Annotated in this window: 15 protein-coding genes; 11 read left to right on the plus strand and 4 right to left on the minus strand. The window is 66.1% G+C overall.

What is annotated here, in order from left to right; all coding sequences use genetic code 11:
• Nucleotides 1-133: 133 nt before the first annotated feature.
• Both E4K65_RS01120 and E4K65_RS01125 read left to right on the plus strand, forming a co-directional pair.
• On the plus strand, nucleotides 134-988 hold the full coding sequence (locus tag E4K65_RS01120) for a DUF308 domain-containing protein (RefSeq protein WP_167770426.1): 855 nt from the start codon (nucleotides 134-136) through the stop codon (nucleotides 986-988).
• A gap of 137 nt (nucleotides 989-1,125) precedes the next feature.
• Nucleotides 1,126-1,542 carry a Ros/MucR family transcriptional regulator gene (locus E4K65_RS01125; protein ID WP_135172535.1) on the plus strand — a complete coding sequence of 139 codons (417 nt, stop codon included), beginning with the start codon at nucleotides 1,126-1,128 and terminating at the stop codon, nucleotides 1,540-1,542.
• Between the two features lie 135 nt (nucleotides 1,543-1,677).
• On the opposite strand, the gene E4K65_RS01130 is transcribed toward E4K65_RS01125, so the two are convergent.
• Both E4K65_RS01130 and E4K65_RS01135 read right to left on the minus strand, forming a co-directional pair.
• Entirely contained in the window at nucleotides 1,678-2,106 is a 429-nt protein-coding gene (locus E4K65_RS01130; protein ID WP_135172536.1) for a SufE family protein, read from the minus strand.
• A 68-nt stretch (nucleotides 2,107-2,174) separates the two neighbouring features.
• The gene (locus E4K65_RS01135) at nucleotides 2,175-2,609 is read right to left on the minus strand and encodes a DUF5330 domain-containing protein (RefSeq protein ID WP_135172537.1); all 435 of its coding nucleotides are present in this window, start codon (nucleotides 2,607-2,609) and stop codon (nucleotides 2,175-2,177) included.
• A 389-nt stretch (nucleotides 2,610-2,998) separates the two neighbouring features.
• Here E4K65_RS01135 and E4K65_RS01140 point away from each other — a divergent pair, with 389 nt between their 5' ends.
• Genes E4K65_RS01140 through E4K65_RS01150 form a run of 3 tightly spaced genes read left to right on the plus strand, consistent with a single transcriptional unit; the run spans nucleotide 2,999 to nucleotide 6,015 of the window.
• Entirely contained in the window at nucleotides 2,999-4,915 is a 1,917-nt protein-coding gene (locus tag E4K65_RS01140; protein ID WP_135172538.1) for a PAS domain-containing sensor histidine kinase, read from the plus strand.
• Entirely contained in the window at nucleotides 4,908-5,615 is a 708-nt protein-coding gene (locus E4K65_RS01145; RefSeq protein WP_135172539.1) for a peptidoglycan-binding domain-containing protein, read from the plus strand. Before E4K65_RS01140 ends, E4K65_RS01145 begins: the two co-directional genes overlap by 8 nt.
• A 55-nt stretch (nucleotides 5,616-5,670) precedes the next feature.
• The gene (locus E4K65_RS01150; protein ID WP_027544170.1) at nucleotides 5,671-6,015 is read left to right on the plus strand and encodes a DUF1491 family protein; all 345 of its coding nucleotides are present in this window, start codon (nucleotides 5,671-5,673) and stop codon (nucleotides 6,013-6,015) included.
• Between the two features lie 164 nt (nucleotides 6,016-6,179).
• Here the strand turns inward: E4K65_RS01150 and E4K65_RS01155 are convergent, their stop codons facing one another.
• The gene (locus E4K65_RS01155) at nucleotides 6,180-7,157 is read right to left on the minus strand and encodes a DUF2336 domain-containing protein (protein WP_135172540.1); all 978 of its coding nucleotides are present in this window, start codon (nucleotides 7,155-7,157) and stop codon (nucleotides 6,180-6,182) included.
• Between the two features lie 256 nt (nucleotides 7,158-7,413).
• Here E4K65_RS01155 and E4K65_RS01160 point away from each other — a divergent pair, with 256 nt between their 5' ends.
• Together E4K65_RS01160 and E4K65_RS01165 are read left to right on the plus strand one after the other, a co-directional pair.
• Complete coding sequence (locus tag E4K65_RS01160; protein ID WP_027531082.1) at nucleotides 7,414-7,602, plus strand: hypothetical protein; 189 nt, start codon at nucleotides 7,414-7,416, stop codon at nucleotides 7,600-7,602.
• A 14-nt stretch (nucleotides 7,603-7,616) separates the two neighbouring features.
• The gene (locus tag E4K65_RS01165) at nucleotides 7,617-8,378 is read left to right on the plus strand and encodes a hypothetical protein (protein WP_135172541.1); all 762 of its coding nucleotides are present in this window, start codon (nucleotides 7,617-7,619) and stop codon (nucleotides 8,376-8,378) included.
• Here E4K65_RS01165 and E4K65_RS01170 read toward each other — a convergent pair.
• Nucleotides 8,362-8,853: a dienelactone hydrolase family protein gene (locus tag E4K65_RS01170; protein ID WP_135172542.1), complete on the minus strand. Its 492-nt coding sequence runs from the start codon at nucleotides 8,851-8,853 to the stop codon at nucleotides 8,362-8,364. The two genes, E4K65_RS01165 and E4K65_RS01170, sit on opposite strands and share 17 nt — an antisense overlap.
• A gap of 96 nt (nucleotides 8,854-8,949) precedes the next feature.
• Here E4K65_RS01170 and E4K65_RS01175 point away from each other — a divergent pair, with 96 nt between their 5' ends.
• From E4K65_RS01175 to E4K65_RS01190, 4 genes are read left to right on the plus strand one after another with little or no spacing between them, the layout of a single operon-like run.
• Nucleotides 8,950-12,369: a CHAT domain-containing protein gene (locus E4K65_RS01175; RefSeq protein WP_135172543.1), complete on the plus strand. Its 3,420-nt coding sequence runs from the start codon at nucleotides 8,950-8,952 to the stop codon at nucleotides 12,367-12,369.
• A gap of 29 nt (nucleotides 12,370-12,398) precedes the next feature.
• Nucleotides 12,399-12,845, plus strand: coding sequence for a hypothetical protein (locus E4K65_RS01180; protein WP_135172544.1), 447 nt, complete (start codon nucleotides 12,399-12,401; stop codon nucleotides 12,843-12,845).
• Entirely contained in the window at nucleotides 12,842-13,039 is a 198-nt protein-coding gene (locus tag E4K65_RS01185; RefSeq protein ID WP_027547280.1) for a hypothetical protein, read from the plus strand. Before E4K65_RS01180 ends, E4K65_RS01185 begins: the two co-directional genes overlap by 4 nt.
• Before the next feature lie 2 nt (nucleotides 13,040-13,041).
• Entirely contained in the window at nucleotides 13,042-13,806 is a 765-nt protein-coding gene (locus tag E4K65_RS01190) for a hypothetical protein (protein WP_027547279.1), read from the plus strand.
• The last annotated feature ends 36 nt before the right edge of the window (nucleotides 13,807-13,842 follow it).

Consider the following 13,842-nt stretch of genomic DNA (forward strand, 5'->3'; position numbering starts at 1 on the left):
AGGGAATGTGAATAAGTCCCTGATTTCCTTCTCTTTAGGAACGCTGATCACAATTCGCCGTTGGCGACGAACACAGGATGACGGTATCGTGGCGCGAGTGTCGCGTGCGGATGCACGGCCGGGGGTGAGTTCGATGACGTTGGCATTGTTGATCGCGGGGATTGTCGCCGTCCTGGCGGGCCTCCTTGGGATCCTGTTTGGCTTCACCGTCAGGGAGTTCAGCCTCGGCAGTACCCTCATAATCTCGGGCACGATCGGCGTCTGCTCCGGATTGTTACTGGCGGGCCTCCATGCGGTGCTGCTGGAACTGAAGGGCATCGCCCGCCGGCTGGCCGGATCAGCCGCAGCGTCCGAGGTGCGGGTCAGGCCCGTGCTGCCGGGTCTCGCGCTGCCCGGTGCGCCCGAGCCTGCTCCGGCGATGCGCGCCGAGCCGCCGGCCCCGCCATCATCGGCCGCGCCGCCGCCATGGCTGGGCGAAGCACCCGCGCGTCCGCGCGTCGAGCCCCCGCCCGAGCCGGAACCTGCGGCGCCGCCCGCGGCTCCGGAAACGCCGCGCCGGCGCAACCTGCTGTTCGCCTCGACCTCGCGAAAGGAGCGCGAGCGCGCGGAGGCTAAGGCCACCGAGGGCTCACCGCCGCCGCTTGCCGAGCCCGCGGCGCCTGCCGCCCCGGACACGCCGCCTGCAAGCTTCGACGACGCCTGGCCGAGGCCGGACCGTATGCGCCCGCCGGAGCCGCCGGCCGCCTCGCGCCGGCCGCCGCCGCGCTCGCCCTCGACCTTTGTCGAGGCCCCGCCGCCGCCTGCACCCGAGCCGGAGGCGCCGCCGGCGGTTGAGCAGGCGCCCGTGACCGTGCTCAAATCCGGCATCGTCGACGGCATGGCCTATTCGCTCTATTCCGACGGCTCGATCGAGGCGCAGATGCCGGAAGGCATGATGCGCTTTGCCTCGATCGACGAGTTGCGCGCGCATCTCGACCAGCGTTCCTGAGGACTTCCGCGGCCAAGTAAAGCGCCACCGTTCTTGTCATTTTGTCAGTCGTCGCATTTTGGCCGAACGTATTGTTGACACGGAATACTTTGGCGTCGTCAATCTCGTGAGACGCAAGGTGGAGAAAGGTCGGGCCCATGTCGGATGCCGGGGCTAAGAATTTCATTGAGCTGACGGCCAGCATCGTCTCGGCCTATCTCGGCAACAATCCGACGCCGGCCGCCGAGATCCCGAACCTGATCAGCCAGGTGCACGGCGCGCTGGTGCGGGTCTCGTCAGGCCGCGTCGAGACGGCGCCGCTCGAGCCGGCCAAGCCGGCGGTGTCGCTGAAGAAGTCGATCGCGCCGGACTATCTGGTCTGCCTGGAAGACGGCAAGCGCTTCAAGTCGCTGAAGCGCCATCTGCGCACCCAGTACAACATGACGCCGGAACAATATCGCGAGAAATGGGGCCTGCCGGCCGACTATCCCATGGTCGCGCCGAACTACGCGGTGGCGCGCTCGCAATTGGCAAAGCAGATGGGTTTGGGACAGCAGCAGCGGAAGCGGAAGTAGAGCTGCTTTAGCCTACAGCTTACTCCACCCTCATCCTGAGGAGCCCGCAAAGCGAGCGTCTCGAAGGATGGCCGCGGGCGAGAGCGGGGCCTGCATGGTTCGAGACGCGCTTCGCGCTCCTCACCATGAGGATCTTCAGGTGGCTTCCGCCAGCGCCTCTTTCGCGTCGGTCTTGATGCGTTCGACCATCGAGCGCAGGCCGTTGGAGCGCTGCGGCGTCAGGTGATCGCGAAAGCCGAACTCGTCGAACACCGCGATCGCGTCGGTCGCGAGGATTTCCTGCGGCCTGCGGCCCGAATAGAGCGCGAGCACGATCGCGACCAGGCCGCGCACGATATGAGCGTCGCTGTCGCCGCGATATCTGAGGATCGGCGCGCCGCCATCGCGCTCGACCAGCTTCTGGAGCCAGACCTGGCTGACGCAGCCATTCACCTTGTTGGCGGCGGAATGCTCAGCCTCGGGCAGCGGTTCCAGGGTGCGGCCGAGCTCGATGACGTACCGGTAGCGGTCGTCCCACTCGTCCAGAATCTCGAAATTGTCCCTGATTTCGTCGATCGTCGTCATGCTGGCCTACAGTTCCCGTTCAGACCAATATAGGGACGCGAAGCCGCGAAATCGATAGGGTTTGGGGGCTAATTCGCCGGCCCCGGTCCGCGCCATTCCAGCGCGAGGTCGTCCTGGGTCAGGGTGTCGCGCGGCGCCTCGCTCGCAGCAGTGTCGCCTTCGCCGGCCAGCGCGATCGAGCCGGTGTGGTCGGGCGCCTTCTTGTCGCTCTTGTCGTTCTTCTCGTTGGTGATGTGCTCTTTCTTGTCGTTGATGATCTGATAGATCTTCTTCGCGCCGTCCTGGGCGCGCTGGCCGATGATGGTTGCGGCCTGTCCGCCGACCTCGCAGGCTGTGGGCTGGCGCTTGCAGAACTGGGTCATGTCGGAGACGGCCGCGGTCGCAGCCTGCACCGCGTCGGCGGCGCCGATCTGCGGCAGCTTCTCCGATTCGGGCGTCTTGTCCCGCGGCAGGAGCACCAGCACCAGCCCGAGCCAGAATGTGATGCGGAGCAGAAAGCGCATCTTATCGACCTGTACGTTAGATCCCGCCGCGGCGATTTCCGCAGAGCGCGTCGGACCTAGCAACTCTCGATAAATCGCAAGTGATTGCCTTGAGCTTAATTCGCGGAAAATTTACGCAAAAAACTTCGAAAATGGCGGCCTCGTAAATTTTCCATTGATGCCGAGCCCCCGTGGCCTTGCCGTCTTCCGTATCCACCAATTCGAAACCATGCGGGCCGGGGTGAAACCCTGTGTTCACCATCCTCGCCGAAGACGTCGCCAAATCGTCTAAAAAGCTCCGCGATGACACGGTGTCCGGCACCGGGCCGTGCCGCCTTAGCACTCGTTTAAGGTCGCTCTGACACGGTGGCTCAACGACAAGGAGGCGTTCCGGCGCGTCTCTCCGACGAATGAGCCGAAGCGCGAGACCCGTGACAGTTTTGAGTATCATCCGCGATTGTCTCGATGCGCTGCTGCATCCCTCCGCGCGTTACGACGCGCTGACGCGAGCGCGCCATCGTGCCTTCATGGCGCCGCGTCTGCTCGGCAGCCTGGCCGCGTTTGCCGCATTCCCTGTTTATCTCGCCATGCGTGGCGCGCCGAGCGCGGTCGAGGTCGCCGCCTTTGCCTGGCTGATCGCGCCGATCATGTTGTCCTGGTTCCTGTCGCGCACCGGCCGCTACGAAGGCGCGCATGTGCTGTCCTCGCTCGCACTCGCCGGCCTGATCATGGCGGTTGCCATCACGACCGGCGGCATCGGATCATTCGCTGCGGTGTGGCTGATCGTCGTTCCGCTCGAGGCTGCGCTGTCGGCCTCGCGCCGCGTTGCGGCCTTCGCCTCGCTGCTCGCGCTCTCCTGCGCGGGGATACTGATCCTCGTCGGCCAGCTCGGCTGGCTGCCGCTGGATGAGCCGAGTGCCGCGCAGCGTAGCCTGCTGATGGCGTTCGGCGTCGCCTCGGCCACCCTCTATGCTGCGGCCCTCGCCTTCGGCGCGGAGTCGCTGGCGCGCACCAGCGTTGCGCTGCTGTCGCGCGAGGAGGAGCGTTATCGCCTGCTCGCACGCAACATGAGCGACGTCATCTCGCGGCATCGGCGCAACGGCACGGTGCAGTTCATCTCGCCGGCCGCCGAGGCCATGCTCGGCATGCCCGTTGCGCAGCTGCACGGCCACGGCCTGTTCGATCGCGTCCATGTCGCCGATCGCCCGGCCTATCTCACCGCTTTGTCGGATGCCGCGCGCGGCGACGTGCGCAGCGTCGAGTTCCGGCTGCGGCGGGAGCCGACCGGCTCGGAGCACGGCCAAGCCAATTTTCAGGTCGACTTCATCTGGGTCGAGATGCGCTGCCGGCCGCTCGACCAGGATCCCGGCCGCCAGCATATTGACCGCGATGCCGCACGCGAGACGGAAGTCGTCGCCGTGATGCGCGACGTCACCGATCGCAAGCTCTCCGAGCAGGCGCTCGATCAGGCCCGCAGCGCCGCGGAGGCGGCCGACGCCGCCAAGACGCGCTTCCTCGCCACCATGAGCCACGAGCTGCGCACGCCGCTCAACGCCATCATCGGCTTCTCCGACATGATCGCGCAGGAGCAGACCCTGATGCTGGGTGCGGCCCAGCGCAGGGAATATGCCCAGCTGATCAACGATTCCGGCCAGCATTTGCTGTCGGTCGTCAACGGCATCCTCGACATGTCCAAGATGGAATCGGGCAATTTCGAGATTGCGTCGGAGCCGTTCGCGCCGCGCGCCTCGCTCATGCATTGCTGCAATCTGCTGGCGCTGAAGGCGCGGGAGAATGGCATCGACCTCGTCACCGACGCGCCGCAGGACCTGCCCGTCATGACCGGCGATCCGCGCGCCTTCAAGCAGATCGTGCTCAACCTCGTCGCCAACGCCATCAAGTTCACCGAGCGCGGCGGCCAGGTCTCCGTATCAGCCGCGGTGTCGGGGTCGCAGCTCACGCTGCGCATCAGCGATACCGGCGTCGGCATCGCGCCCGACGACCTCAAGCGTCTTGGCGCGCCGTTCTTCCAGGCCGGCAAGACCTATCAGCGCCGTCACGAAGGCACCGGACTCGGACTTTCGATCGTGAAGAGTCTTGTGGCGTTGCATCTCGGCGATTTGACGGTACAAAGCAGGTTAGGGGAGGGCACCGCCGTCACCGTCAAGCTGCCGCTGGTCTACACGCCGCCGCAAGCCAAGCCCCTCGATGGCAAGGCGGCCGAGAGCAAGATCGCAACCTTGACGCCGGTCCCGCGCCAGGAACTTCACGACCAACATCACGACCAACTTCAGGACCAACCTGCTCCGGTGAAGAAAAGTGCCTAAGAAGTCTGCAAAGGGCGAAGCTGCTCCGCGCCGCCGTGGCGCCAAGGCCGCGGCTGTCGACATCGAGACCGAGCGCAACCTCGTGATGCGCGTGCTGCTGCACAGCCCCAAGGACACGCTGGCCGGCCTCGTCGCCGTTGCCGCCATCAGCGCGATCGTTGCCAATGCGCTGTTCCTCCAGACCGGCCGGCATCCGGCGCCGATGTTCGGCACCGTGATCAATCTTCCGATGCCGTCGTCCGTTCCGCAGGCCAATCCCTTGCCGCGCGCGCGCCCCGTCGGTGCCGATACGTCGCCGCTCGAGCCGAAGGCGACCGAGTTCCGCGTCGATCCCAAGCCTGCCGAGAGAGCGGCCGAGAAGGCGCCCGAGAAGCCCGTCGAGGCCACCGCATCGACGCCGCGCTCGGGCGATCCCATGACCAACCTGGTCAAGGCCACGACATCGCCCTCGGCTGCCGTCGCGCGTCCGCCGGCGCCGATCCCGGCGCAGCAGAGCCCGGCGGTGCGGCGTATCGCCGGCGTGCAGCGCGCGCTGTCCGAATATGGCTACGGCAATTTGAAGGTCACGGGCGCGATGAGCGGCGAGACCCAGTCCGCGATCCAGAAGTTTGAGCGCGAGCACAAGATGCAGGTCACCGGCCAGGTGTCCGATCGGCTGCTGCGCGAGCTCGCGGCCGCGATCGGCCATCCCGTCGAGTAATCGTCACGCTTGCGGAGGCTGGTGCTGATCCCGGCACTGGCCTATCGTCCGACTCATGCGTTTGAAATCCAACATATGGGTCGCGGCCTATTTGCGCCGGTGCCAGACCGAGGGCGTGTTCGGCGCAGTGCGCCGTCGCGGCGCCGAGGAGGCGGGCGCGGTGTTCGTGAAGGTGTCGCTGCTCGACGGCAATGCGATGCTCTACGTGCCGGCGCCGCAGACCGTCTATGACGACGGCCGGCCGGTCGACCGCTTCTTCGTGCCGGTTGCGCCGCAGCCGCTGCCGGAGCCCGCCGTCGAGGAACGGCTGACCAGGGAAATCCGCTTCGATTCGGATGCCTGGATCGTCGAGACCGAAGACCGCGCGGGGCGGCACTTTCTGGAATTAGCGAAGACCTGACTGGTGCCTCCACCGTCATTGCGAGCGTAGCGAAGCAATCCAGAATCTTTCCGAGGAGGGATTCTGGATTGCTTCGTCGCAAGAGCTCCTCGCAATGACGAGCTCGGGGGGCGTCGAGCGCCCCACACTCAATGTCACTGCCTGTGGAGACGGGTGCTAGCGAACTACCGGTCCGACGACCCGCCGGTGCCGGTCCGCACCGTCGGGCTCGAGCCGGGCTGCACGCCGGGCCGCGTCTGGCTTGCGCCCGCACGCGCACGCTGGCGTTCGCCATCGTGCAGCGACGACTGGTACTTTGCGCGCGTGACCGCGAGCGTGGAGCCGCGCCAGGCGGCCAGCATCACCAGCGCGGAGCGCTCGCCGAGGCGATCGTAGAGCCGCGACAGCCGGTACACGTTGTTCACGGAGTTGCCGATCTCCGGCTTGAAGAACAGGAGAATGCGCTGGAAGTTCGGGCTCGGCATGTCGAGCGCGCGCGCGGCGACCGCGAGCGCTTCGCCGCCGGGATCGTCGACGATCTGGGCCGCGACGCGGGAGGGCAGGATCAGGCTGTCGCCGAGCTCGTAGGTGAAATTCTCGACGTCGCCCGCGATCGCCGCCATCTCCAGGATCTGGATCGCGCGCTTGGCGCGCACGGTCGGAATCTGCGGCGCGGCCTTCAGCGGCGTCTGCTCCAGATTGTGCAGGATCAGCGCGCGCTGAGATGCATCGGCGCCGAAGAACATGTCGTGGATTTCGGCAGCGTCCGTCGGCTGCATCGCCATGTTCGAGGCCATGCGCTGCTCGGCCTCGGTCGGCGCGCGGACCGGGGAGGGCTCCGGCGGGGACGCCGGGATTTCGCGCGCGAGCGGAACCCTGCGGCCTTCCTGGGCGGCGACCAGCCCGAGCTTCTGCAGGATCGGGACCGGCGTCGATGGATAGACCGCAAGCCGCGCCTTGACGGCCGCGCGCGTCGCATCGTCGACCTGGTCGATCAATCGCGTGGCGAGTTCGACGAATTGCCGCTGTTCGTCCTCGCTGTGGACACGCGTCTGGACATAGAGGTCGGTCAGCACGCGCAGCAGCGTCGGGCGAACATCGACGCCTTCGCGACGGGAGAGGGTCATCAGCCCGTCGAATCCGGGAAACAGCGACTTGGTCATGGAGGCGTACGCAACTCGGAAAAGAGACTCGCGGACGAGCATAGCGCAGGTTCTTTTAAAGCCTCGTTAAGGAAAACGAGGCGTGAAGCCGGCCCTGCAATTCCAGGCATTGTCGTGCCGCAACGGGACGGCGCGGCCGGTTCCGTGCGGTTACGGTCCAAAGGCCATCTTTACACCCCGTTAACCATGAGCTGATCTTAATGATCCGCATGTTGCTGGGGCGCGTTTGGTCGCGCGGCAATTGAAGAGAGCTGACATGGGGACCATCATCGAATTTCCGGCCGGTCGCCGGGTAGGCTCGTCGGGGGACGTCACACCGCGCGCGGACATGGGGACGATTCTGATCCTTCCCGTGATCCGCATCGAGCGCGAGGCGGACGAAACCAGCGGCGATCGTGGGCCGGAAGCGGGCACAGCGCCGGGGCGCCGTCGTCGTCGCCGCTAGATCCGGCTCTTGCAATGCCGGACACCATCCGCCAGATCCGGCCCTTCGTATCGGCCGTCCTGCTCACGCTGCTCGGTGCGGCGCTCGGCGCCTGTAGTGGCGGCGATTTCGGCCGCACCCGCGAGAGCATGCGCAGCGACGACATGCATCGCTGGCTCGGCGCCGAGGTCACCGCGAGCGTCGGGTTGAGGCCGTCGCAATTCCAGCTCACCGACGAGGAGCGCCAGCTTCGCGACCTCGCCTATCCCCTGATCGAGCCGCCGCTGTCGCGCCCCGCATGGAAGAGTGTGTTCGGCGACTACAAGGCCTTGCCGTCACCGTGGCGGCAGAAGGTCGTGTTCGACCGCACCATGTACGGGCGCACGCTGATCGACGAGCCGCACCGCTCGCATTCCTCGCGCTATGCGCAGCTGATCGAGGACGTGCGCAACGACACCACCCGCTTCGAGCCGTTCTTCGCCTCCGCGATCCGCGTCATCGATCTCGACAAGAAGCGCAATGCCAGCATGGCGCGCGTCTCCGCCCTCTCGCCGAAGGAGAGGGAGGATGCGGTCGAGCGCATGCAGGAGAACTCGCTGATCATCCAGTGGGTGCAGCAGTGCCTGGAGCAGCGCGTCTCCTCCTATCGCTGGGCGCTGGAGCGCCTGGTGATCCAGGCGCCCGACGGCATGGCCGCCGACGCCGACCGCCTGATCGGCGAGCTCGCAGCCCAGACTGCCAACCCGCCGGTCCAAGCGCAGCCGCCCTACGGCCGCGCGGTCATCTCGAAGGGCTGACCCGCGGCAATTGCTTCGGCATCGCACGTTCGAGGAACGCGAACAGCCTGCGCTCGGAGTCCTGACGTCCCGTGCCCCAACTGTCGAGGAGCAGGACGACGTAGCCATGCGCGACGGCTCTGCGCGCCCAGGCCGCGATGGCAGAATTCAGTCCCGCGCACTGGTGCAGGAGCGCGATGGCAGGGAACGGGCCGGCGCCGTCCGGCTTGAGCAGCACCATGCGCGGTGCGACAAATTGGTCGATGCTCTCGGCTGCAACGGGAAGAACAAGGTCGGACGCAATTGTTGCTCCGCGGTAGATCGCCCCGGCATCCCAGACCACAGGGGGCCATTGCAGCCCATCCTGCGCGGCGGCCCCGCCAGTACTCCAGGCTGCGACCGACGCTGCAACCAGCGCGACGAGCGCGCCAAGGCGCCACCCGCTGCAGGGGGGCGGGAACTCGTGCCTGGCGCAGCCGCCAGCCCCGTTGAGCATATCCGCGTACCGATCTGATTGGCGCTTGTTCTTCGACGCTATATCGATAGGATCATCTGGTTGCACCAAGTCATTTTTGCGCGAAGGAATTTTGGGATGAGCTCAGATTCCAGGACTGCATTTGAATCCGTATCGAATTTTTCTCCACCGCGAATGCTGCTGGCATTTGCCCTCCTGCTGGGATCGGCCGGCTCGGCCGCCGCGCTGACCAAGGAGGCGGCGATCGAGAACTGCCGGATGACCGTCGGCAAGCCGATCGTGCATGCGTGCATGCAGGCCCAGGGAGGTCGCAAGGCCGGTGCCGACATAGAGGGGTGCCGCGCCAAGGCATCGCCCCAGGTCAGGGCCTGCGTGATGGCGGCGCTCAACGCCGCGAACGGGCGCGCCAACGTGGCCGTCGAAATGCCGAAAGAGGCGGCGCCCAAGCTCGATCCGGGCACTGCGCTGCCAAAGGATTTCGTCGCGCCACCGCGCAACATCTCCGATATCACGGCCATTCTCGATGGCGAGAAGCCCGATGCGAAGCTGATCGCCGAGCTCAAGGCGGATGCCGATGCGGCACCGACGGGCAAGGAGTCGCGCCAGGATCTCGCGCAATTCTACTTCGATCGCGCCAATGCGCGCTCGCAACTCGGCCGGCTCGCCGAATCCATCGCCGACGCCGACAAGGCGGTGGAGGTCGGCCGCGGAGCCGTCAGCCCGAACTTGCTGGGGCGTCTGATGCAGCTGCAGTCGGTGCAGTATTCGCTCGCCGGCGATCCCAAGCGCGCGCTGGAGGTCATGCAAAAGCTGTTGCGCGAGACGGCCAATACGCCGGGCGCGAAGGGCTACGTGTTCAATGCCAACCGTGCGATTGCGTCCATCCTCCTGCAGATGGGCGACGTCCCGCAGGCCGAAGCCTATCTCCGTCGCAGCCTGACCGCGATCCAGGAAGCGCGCACCAGCGGGCTTCCAGGTTGGCGCGCCAGCTATTCCAAGCTGGGCCAGAACTGGGAAGGCGAGATCGAGATGTCGCGCGGCGCGATCTTCGAGGCGCGCGGCCAGTTCGCCGAAGCCGAGGCCGCCTATCGCACCGCCGAGATGCGCAAGCGTGCCGGCAACAAGGGGGTTCTGGAGCTGGACAATCCGCCTGCAGAGACACTGCTGCTCCAGGTTGTCGACGGCCTCGTCCTGAACCAGGCGCGCATGAAGGCGCGGCAGGGACGGCTCGCCGAAGCCGAGGTCGATGCGCGCCGGGCGCTGCTGGCGCGGCTGAAGGACACCGGCAAGTACAATCCGGTGACGCCGCGTTTCGTGATGGGGCTCGCCGGTATTCTCGTCGATCAGGGCCGCTACGAGGAGGCCGAGCAGCTCGGCCGCGTCGCCCTCGACATCAGCAAGACCGTCGGCGTGCCGGACGACTCGCAGTCGACGGTGCAGTTGCTGTCCCAGCTCGCCGGCATTCTCAGCCTTCAGCGCAAGAACGCCGAAGCCAACGCCATGTTTGCGCGGATCGACCAGGCGATCGCGAAGTGGGATCCGCAGCGCCGCCAGGTCTTCGAGCTCAATCCGTCGCGCATTCTCGCGCTCTACAACTCCGGACAGCTGGACGCCGGCATTGCGGCGGCCGAGCAGCTCGTCAAGAAGCAGGTCGGGCGCGTCGGTGAAAATCATTTCGATTCCGCCTCCGCGCGCGGCACGTTGGCCGTCGGTCTGATGCGGGCGCGGCGCGATGCCGAGGCGATCCGCGAGTTCAAGGCTGCCATCCCGATCATGATGGCGAGCGCGAACGAAAACGCCGACGATGAGAATACCACTGTGGTGGCCGCGCGCAGCCAGCGGCTGCAAACCATTGTCGAAAGCTATCTCGCGCTGCTCGCGCGGGCCGAGGGCACCGGCAGCAGCGTTGGCGAGGAGACCTTCGGCCTCGCCGATGCCGTTCGTGGTCGCTCGGTCCAGCAAGCATTGGCAGCTTCGAGCGCGCGCGCGGCGGCCAAGGATCCGGCGCTCGCCGAGCTCGTGCGCATGGCGCAGGATCTGACCAAGCAGGTCAACGCCCAGCTCGGCACGCTCAACAATGTGCTCGCGCTTCCGGCGGCGGAACGCGACGAGAAAGGCGTTGCACAAATCCAGGCTTCGATTGCCGCCTTGCGCGGCCAGCGCGACAAGGCGCGCCAGGAGATCAAGCAGAAATTCCCGATCTACGCCGATCTCGTGTCGCCCAAGCCGCCGAGCGTCGCCGAGATTCGTGCGACGCTGGCCGACGACGAGGCCATGCTGTCGTTCTATTTCGGCCAGAACGGCAGCTTCGTCTGGGCCGTGCCGAAGTCAGGGGCGGTGGCGTTTGCCGCCGTCAACGCCAAGATCGGCGATATCGAGACCAAGATTCGTAAACTTCGTGAGGCGCTCGAGCCCCAGGCCGCGATGATCTCGGACATTCCGCCGTTCGATCTGAAACTCGGCTACGAGCTCTACGAGCTGTTGCTGAAGCCGGTCGAGAGCGGATGGAAGCCGGCCAAGAACCTGATCGTGGTCACCAACGGCGCGCTGGGCCTGTTGCCGTTGTCGCTGCTGCCGACCGCACCGGCGGAGGTGGCCGCGGACGAGGACCCGCTGTTCGTCGGCTACCGCAAGGTACCGTGGCTGGCCCGAACCCATGCCGTGTCGACGGTGCCATCCGCGGCCGCGTTGCGCACGCTGCGGCAGCTGCCGCCGGGCAAGCCCGGGCGCGGCGACCTCGTGGCGTTCGGCGACCCCTATTTCAACAAGGACCAGCAGGCCGAGGCTGAAACTGGCGGCGCCAAGGTTGAGGTGGCCGATGCCGGCGGCAACGTCACCCGCGGCATGCCGCTGAAGCGCCGCAACAGCCCAAAGCTCGACGGCGTCGACAGCGCCGAGCTCGGTCTGTTGCCCCGGCTTCCCGACACGGCCGATGAGCTGAAGTCGATCGCGCTCGCGTTGCAGGCGGATCCTTCAAAAGTGTTGTTCCTCGGCAAGAGTGCGACCGAGAACGCCGTCAAGACGATGAATCTCTCCGGCTTCAGGATCCTGGCTTTCGCCACCCACGGCCTGGTCCCCGGCGAGCTCAATGGATTGACGCAGCCGGCGCTCGCCTTGTCGTCCCCGACCGTGACGGGCGAGGGCGGAGACGGCCTCCTGACGATGGAGGAGATTCTCGGCCTCAAGCTCGATGCCGACTGGGTCATCCTGTCGGCCTGCAATACCGGCGCAGGTGCCGGTGCAGGGGCCGAAGCGGCATCGGGGCTTGGCCGGGCGTTCTTCTATGCCGGAACGCGAGCCCTGCTGGTGACGAACTGGTCGGTGCATTCGCAATCGGCGCGGCAGCTGGTGACCGACCTGTTCAAGCGGCAGGCCGACGATCCGAAGCTGTCGCGGAGCGAAGCGCTGCGCGAGGCGATGATGGCCCTCGTCGATGGCCCGGGCTATCTCAATGGCGAAGGCAAGACCGAGTTCGCCTATGCGCATCCGCTGTTCTGGGCGCCGTACACGATCATCGGTGACGGCGGTGTACGTTGACGGCCGGTGAGGGAAGGATCGGACGGGAAATGAAGCGGACCATCTTGCTTGGGCTCGTTGCGGCGGGCCTGCTGTTTTCGGGAGCGGCGCGAGCGACAACACAATTGATCACCGAAGAGGAGGCCAGGCTGCCGCCTCCGAAGGGGGCGATTGCCGCGGACCGGCGCGGCATCATGCGTGGTCCGAAGGTGGAATTCGTCTCGCCCGGCGATTCCGTCAACTCACCCTTGCGGTTGGTATTGAAGTTCGAGTCGTACGGTGGGGCGAAGATCGATCCGGAGTCGGTCAAGGTGATTTTTCTGCGTTCGCCGAATGTCGATCTGACCGCTCGGGTCAAGCCGTTTGTCCAGCCCGACGGCATCAACATGCAGGACGCTGAATTGCCGCCAGGCGAATACACCGTTCGCGTCGACATCAAGGACAGTGACGGCCGGCCGGGCACGGCGATCTTCACGCTGAAGGTTGCGCCCAAGTGACGTGTCCGTACTGCCAATCCGCCAACGCGGAAGGCGCGCTGGTTTGCGCGTCCTGTGGGCGTGATATTGCCGTTCCCGCCACGCTGATCGCGGAACGGGACGATCTGCGGCGCAAGCGTGACGAGCTGCGCGACGAGCTGAGGCAGGCCAGAGACGAAGTCGAGGCCATCATGCGGCGCAGGAAGCCGCGCTGACGATGGAATGTCCGTTCTGCGCCGAGACGATCAAGGACGAAGCCATCGCGTGCAAGCACTGTTCGCGCGATCTGCGCGTCGTGCGACCGACGCTTCGCGAGATCGACGACATCGTCGCCGACCTGGACAGGCTCAGGCGGGATCTCGATCGGGTCAACGTCCGCCTCGAGCGGTACAAGAATCCGCTGCGATATTTCGGAACGCATGCGGTCCTCTATGTCGTCATTCCATCGCTGCTGCTGACGGTCGCGCATGTCCTGGTGACCATCACCTTCAACCTCTCTCCGATCCCGCTTCGGATCGCGTCGATCGTGATCCCGCTGCTGTTCGGGTTCGTGGCCTATCCCCTGCACAGGGTTTCGGCGGTGGGAGCGTTCGTGCTGGCGTTCCTGGCTGCGAGCGTCAGCATTCTGTCGATGCTGACGGTCACCGGAATCCACGATCGTGTCCCGATCCTGCCGGCCGTGTGGATTGAATGGCGCGAAGTGTTCGAATACGGAGCGAGCATCCTGCTGGCCTTCGTCTCCGGAAACATCCTGGGCGTCCTGATCTTCCAGGTGCTGCCGCGCGTGCTTGCCCAGGGCGGCAAGCCGAACGCGTTCGCCTTCAGGATGGCGCGCCTGCTTGGACAGCATGTCGGTGAAGAGCAGTTGCGCCGCCGGGCTCGTTTGATCCAGGACCTCATGCAGACTGCGGGGCCGCTGGCCGGCATCGCCGCAACGGCGGTCGGCTCCATTTACGCCGGCCTGAAGGGCCTGCTCGGATAGTCGCGAGGATTGTGCAGGCGGCGCGCGACAGGATCG

It is taken from the genome of Bradyrhizobium niftali (assembly GCF_004571025.1).
Taxonomy (GTDB): Bacteria; Pseudomonadota; Alphaproteobacteria; order Rhizobiales; family Xanthobacteraceae; genus Bradyrhizobium; species Bradyrhizobium niftali.

Excerpts from the sequence above, each read along its gene's own strand:
- E4K65_RS01160 (WP_027531082.1), top strand. The coding sequence starts at position 7,414 with ATGGGGACCATCATCGAATTTCCGGCCGGTCGCCGGGTAGGCTCGTCG.
- E4K65_RS01170 (WP_135172542.1), bottom strand. The coding sequence starts at position 8,853 with ATGCTCAACGGGGCTGGCGGCTGCGCCAGGCACGAGTTCCCGCCCCCC.
- E4K65_RS01180 (WP_135172544.1), top strand. The coding sequence starts at position 12,399 with ATGAAGCGGACCATCTTGCTTGGGCTCGTTGCGGCGGGCCTGCTGTTT.
- E4K65_RS01190 (WP_027547279.1), top strand. The coding sequence starts at position 13,042 with ATGGAATGTCCGTTCTGCGCCGAGACGATCAAGGACGAAGCCATCGCG.
- E4K65_RS01150 (WP_027544170.1), top strand. The coding sequence starts at position 5,671 with ATGCGTTTGAAATCCAACATATGGGTCGCGGCCTATTTGCGCCGGTGC.
- E4K65_RS01120 (WP_167770426.1), top strand. The coding sequence starts at position 134 with ATGACGTTGGCATTGTTGATCGCGGGGATTGTCGCCGTCCTGGCGGGC.
- E4K65_RS01175 (WP_135172543.1), top strand. The coding sequence starts at position 8,950 with ATGAGCTCAGATTCCAGGACTGCATTTGAATCCGTATCGAATTTTTCT.
- E4K65_RS01165 (WP_135172541.1), top strand. The coding sequence starts at position 7,617 with ATGCCGGACACCATCCGCCAGATCCGGCCCTTCGTATCGGCCGTCCTG.
- E4K65_RS01140 (WP_135172538.1), top strand. The coding sequence starts at position 2,999 with ATGAGCCGAAGCGCGAGACCCGTGACAGTTTTGAGTATCATCCGCGAT.
- E4K65_RS01125 (WP_135172535.1), top strand. The coding sequence starts at position 1,126 with ATGTCGGATGCCGGGGCTAAGAATTTCATTGAGCTGACGGCCAGCATC.
- E4K65_RS01130 (WP_135172536.1), bottom strand. The coding sequence starts at position 2,106 with ATGACGACGATCGACGAAATCAGGGACAATTTCGAGATTCTGGACGAG.
- E4K65_RS01135 (WP_135172537.1), bottom strand. The coding sequence starts at position 2,609 with ATGCGCTTTCTGCTCCGCATCACATTCTGGCTCGGGCTGGTGCTGGTG.
- E4K65_RS01155 (WP_135172540.1), bottom strand. The coding sequence starts at position 7,157 with ATGACCAAGTCGCTGTTTCCCGGATTCGACGGGCTGATGACCCTCTCC.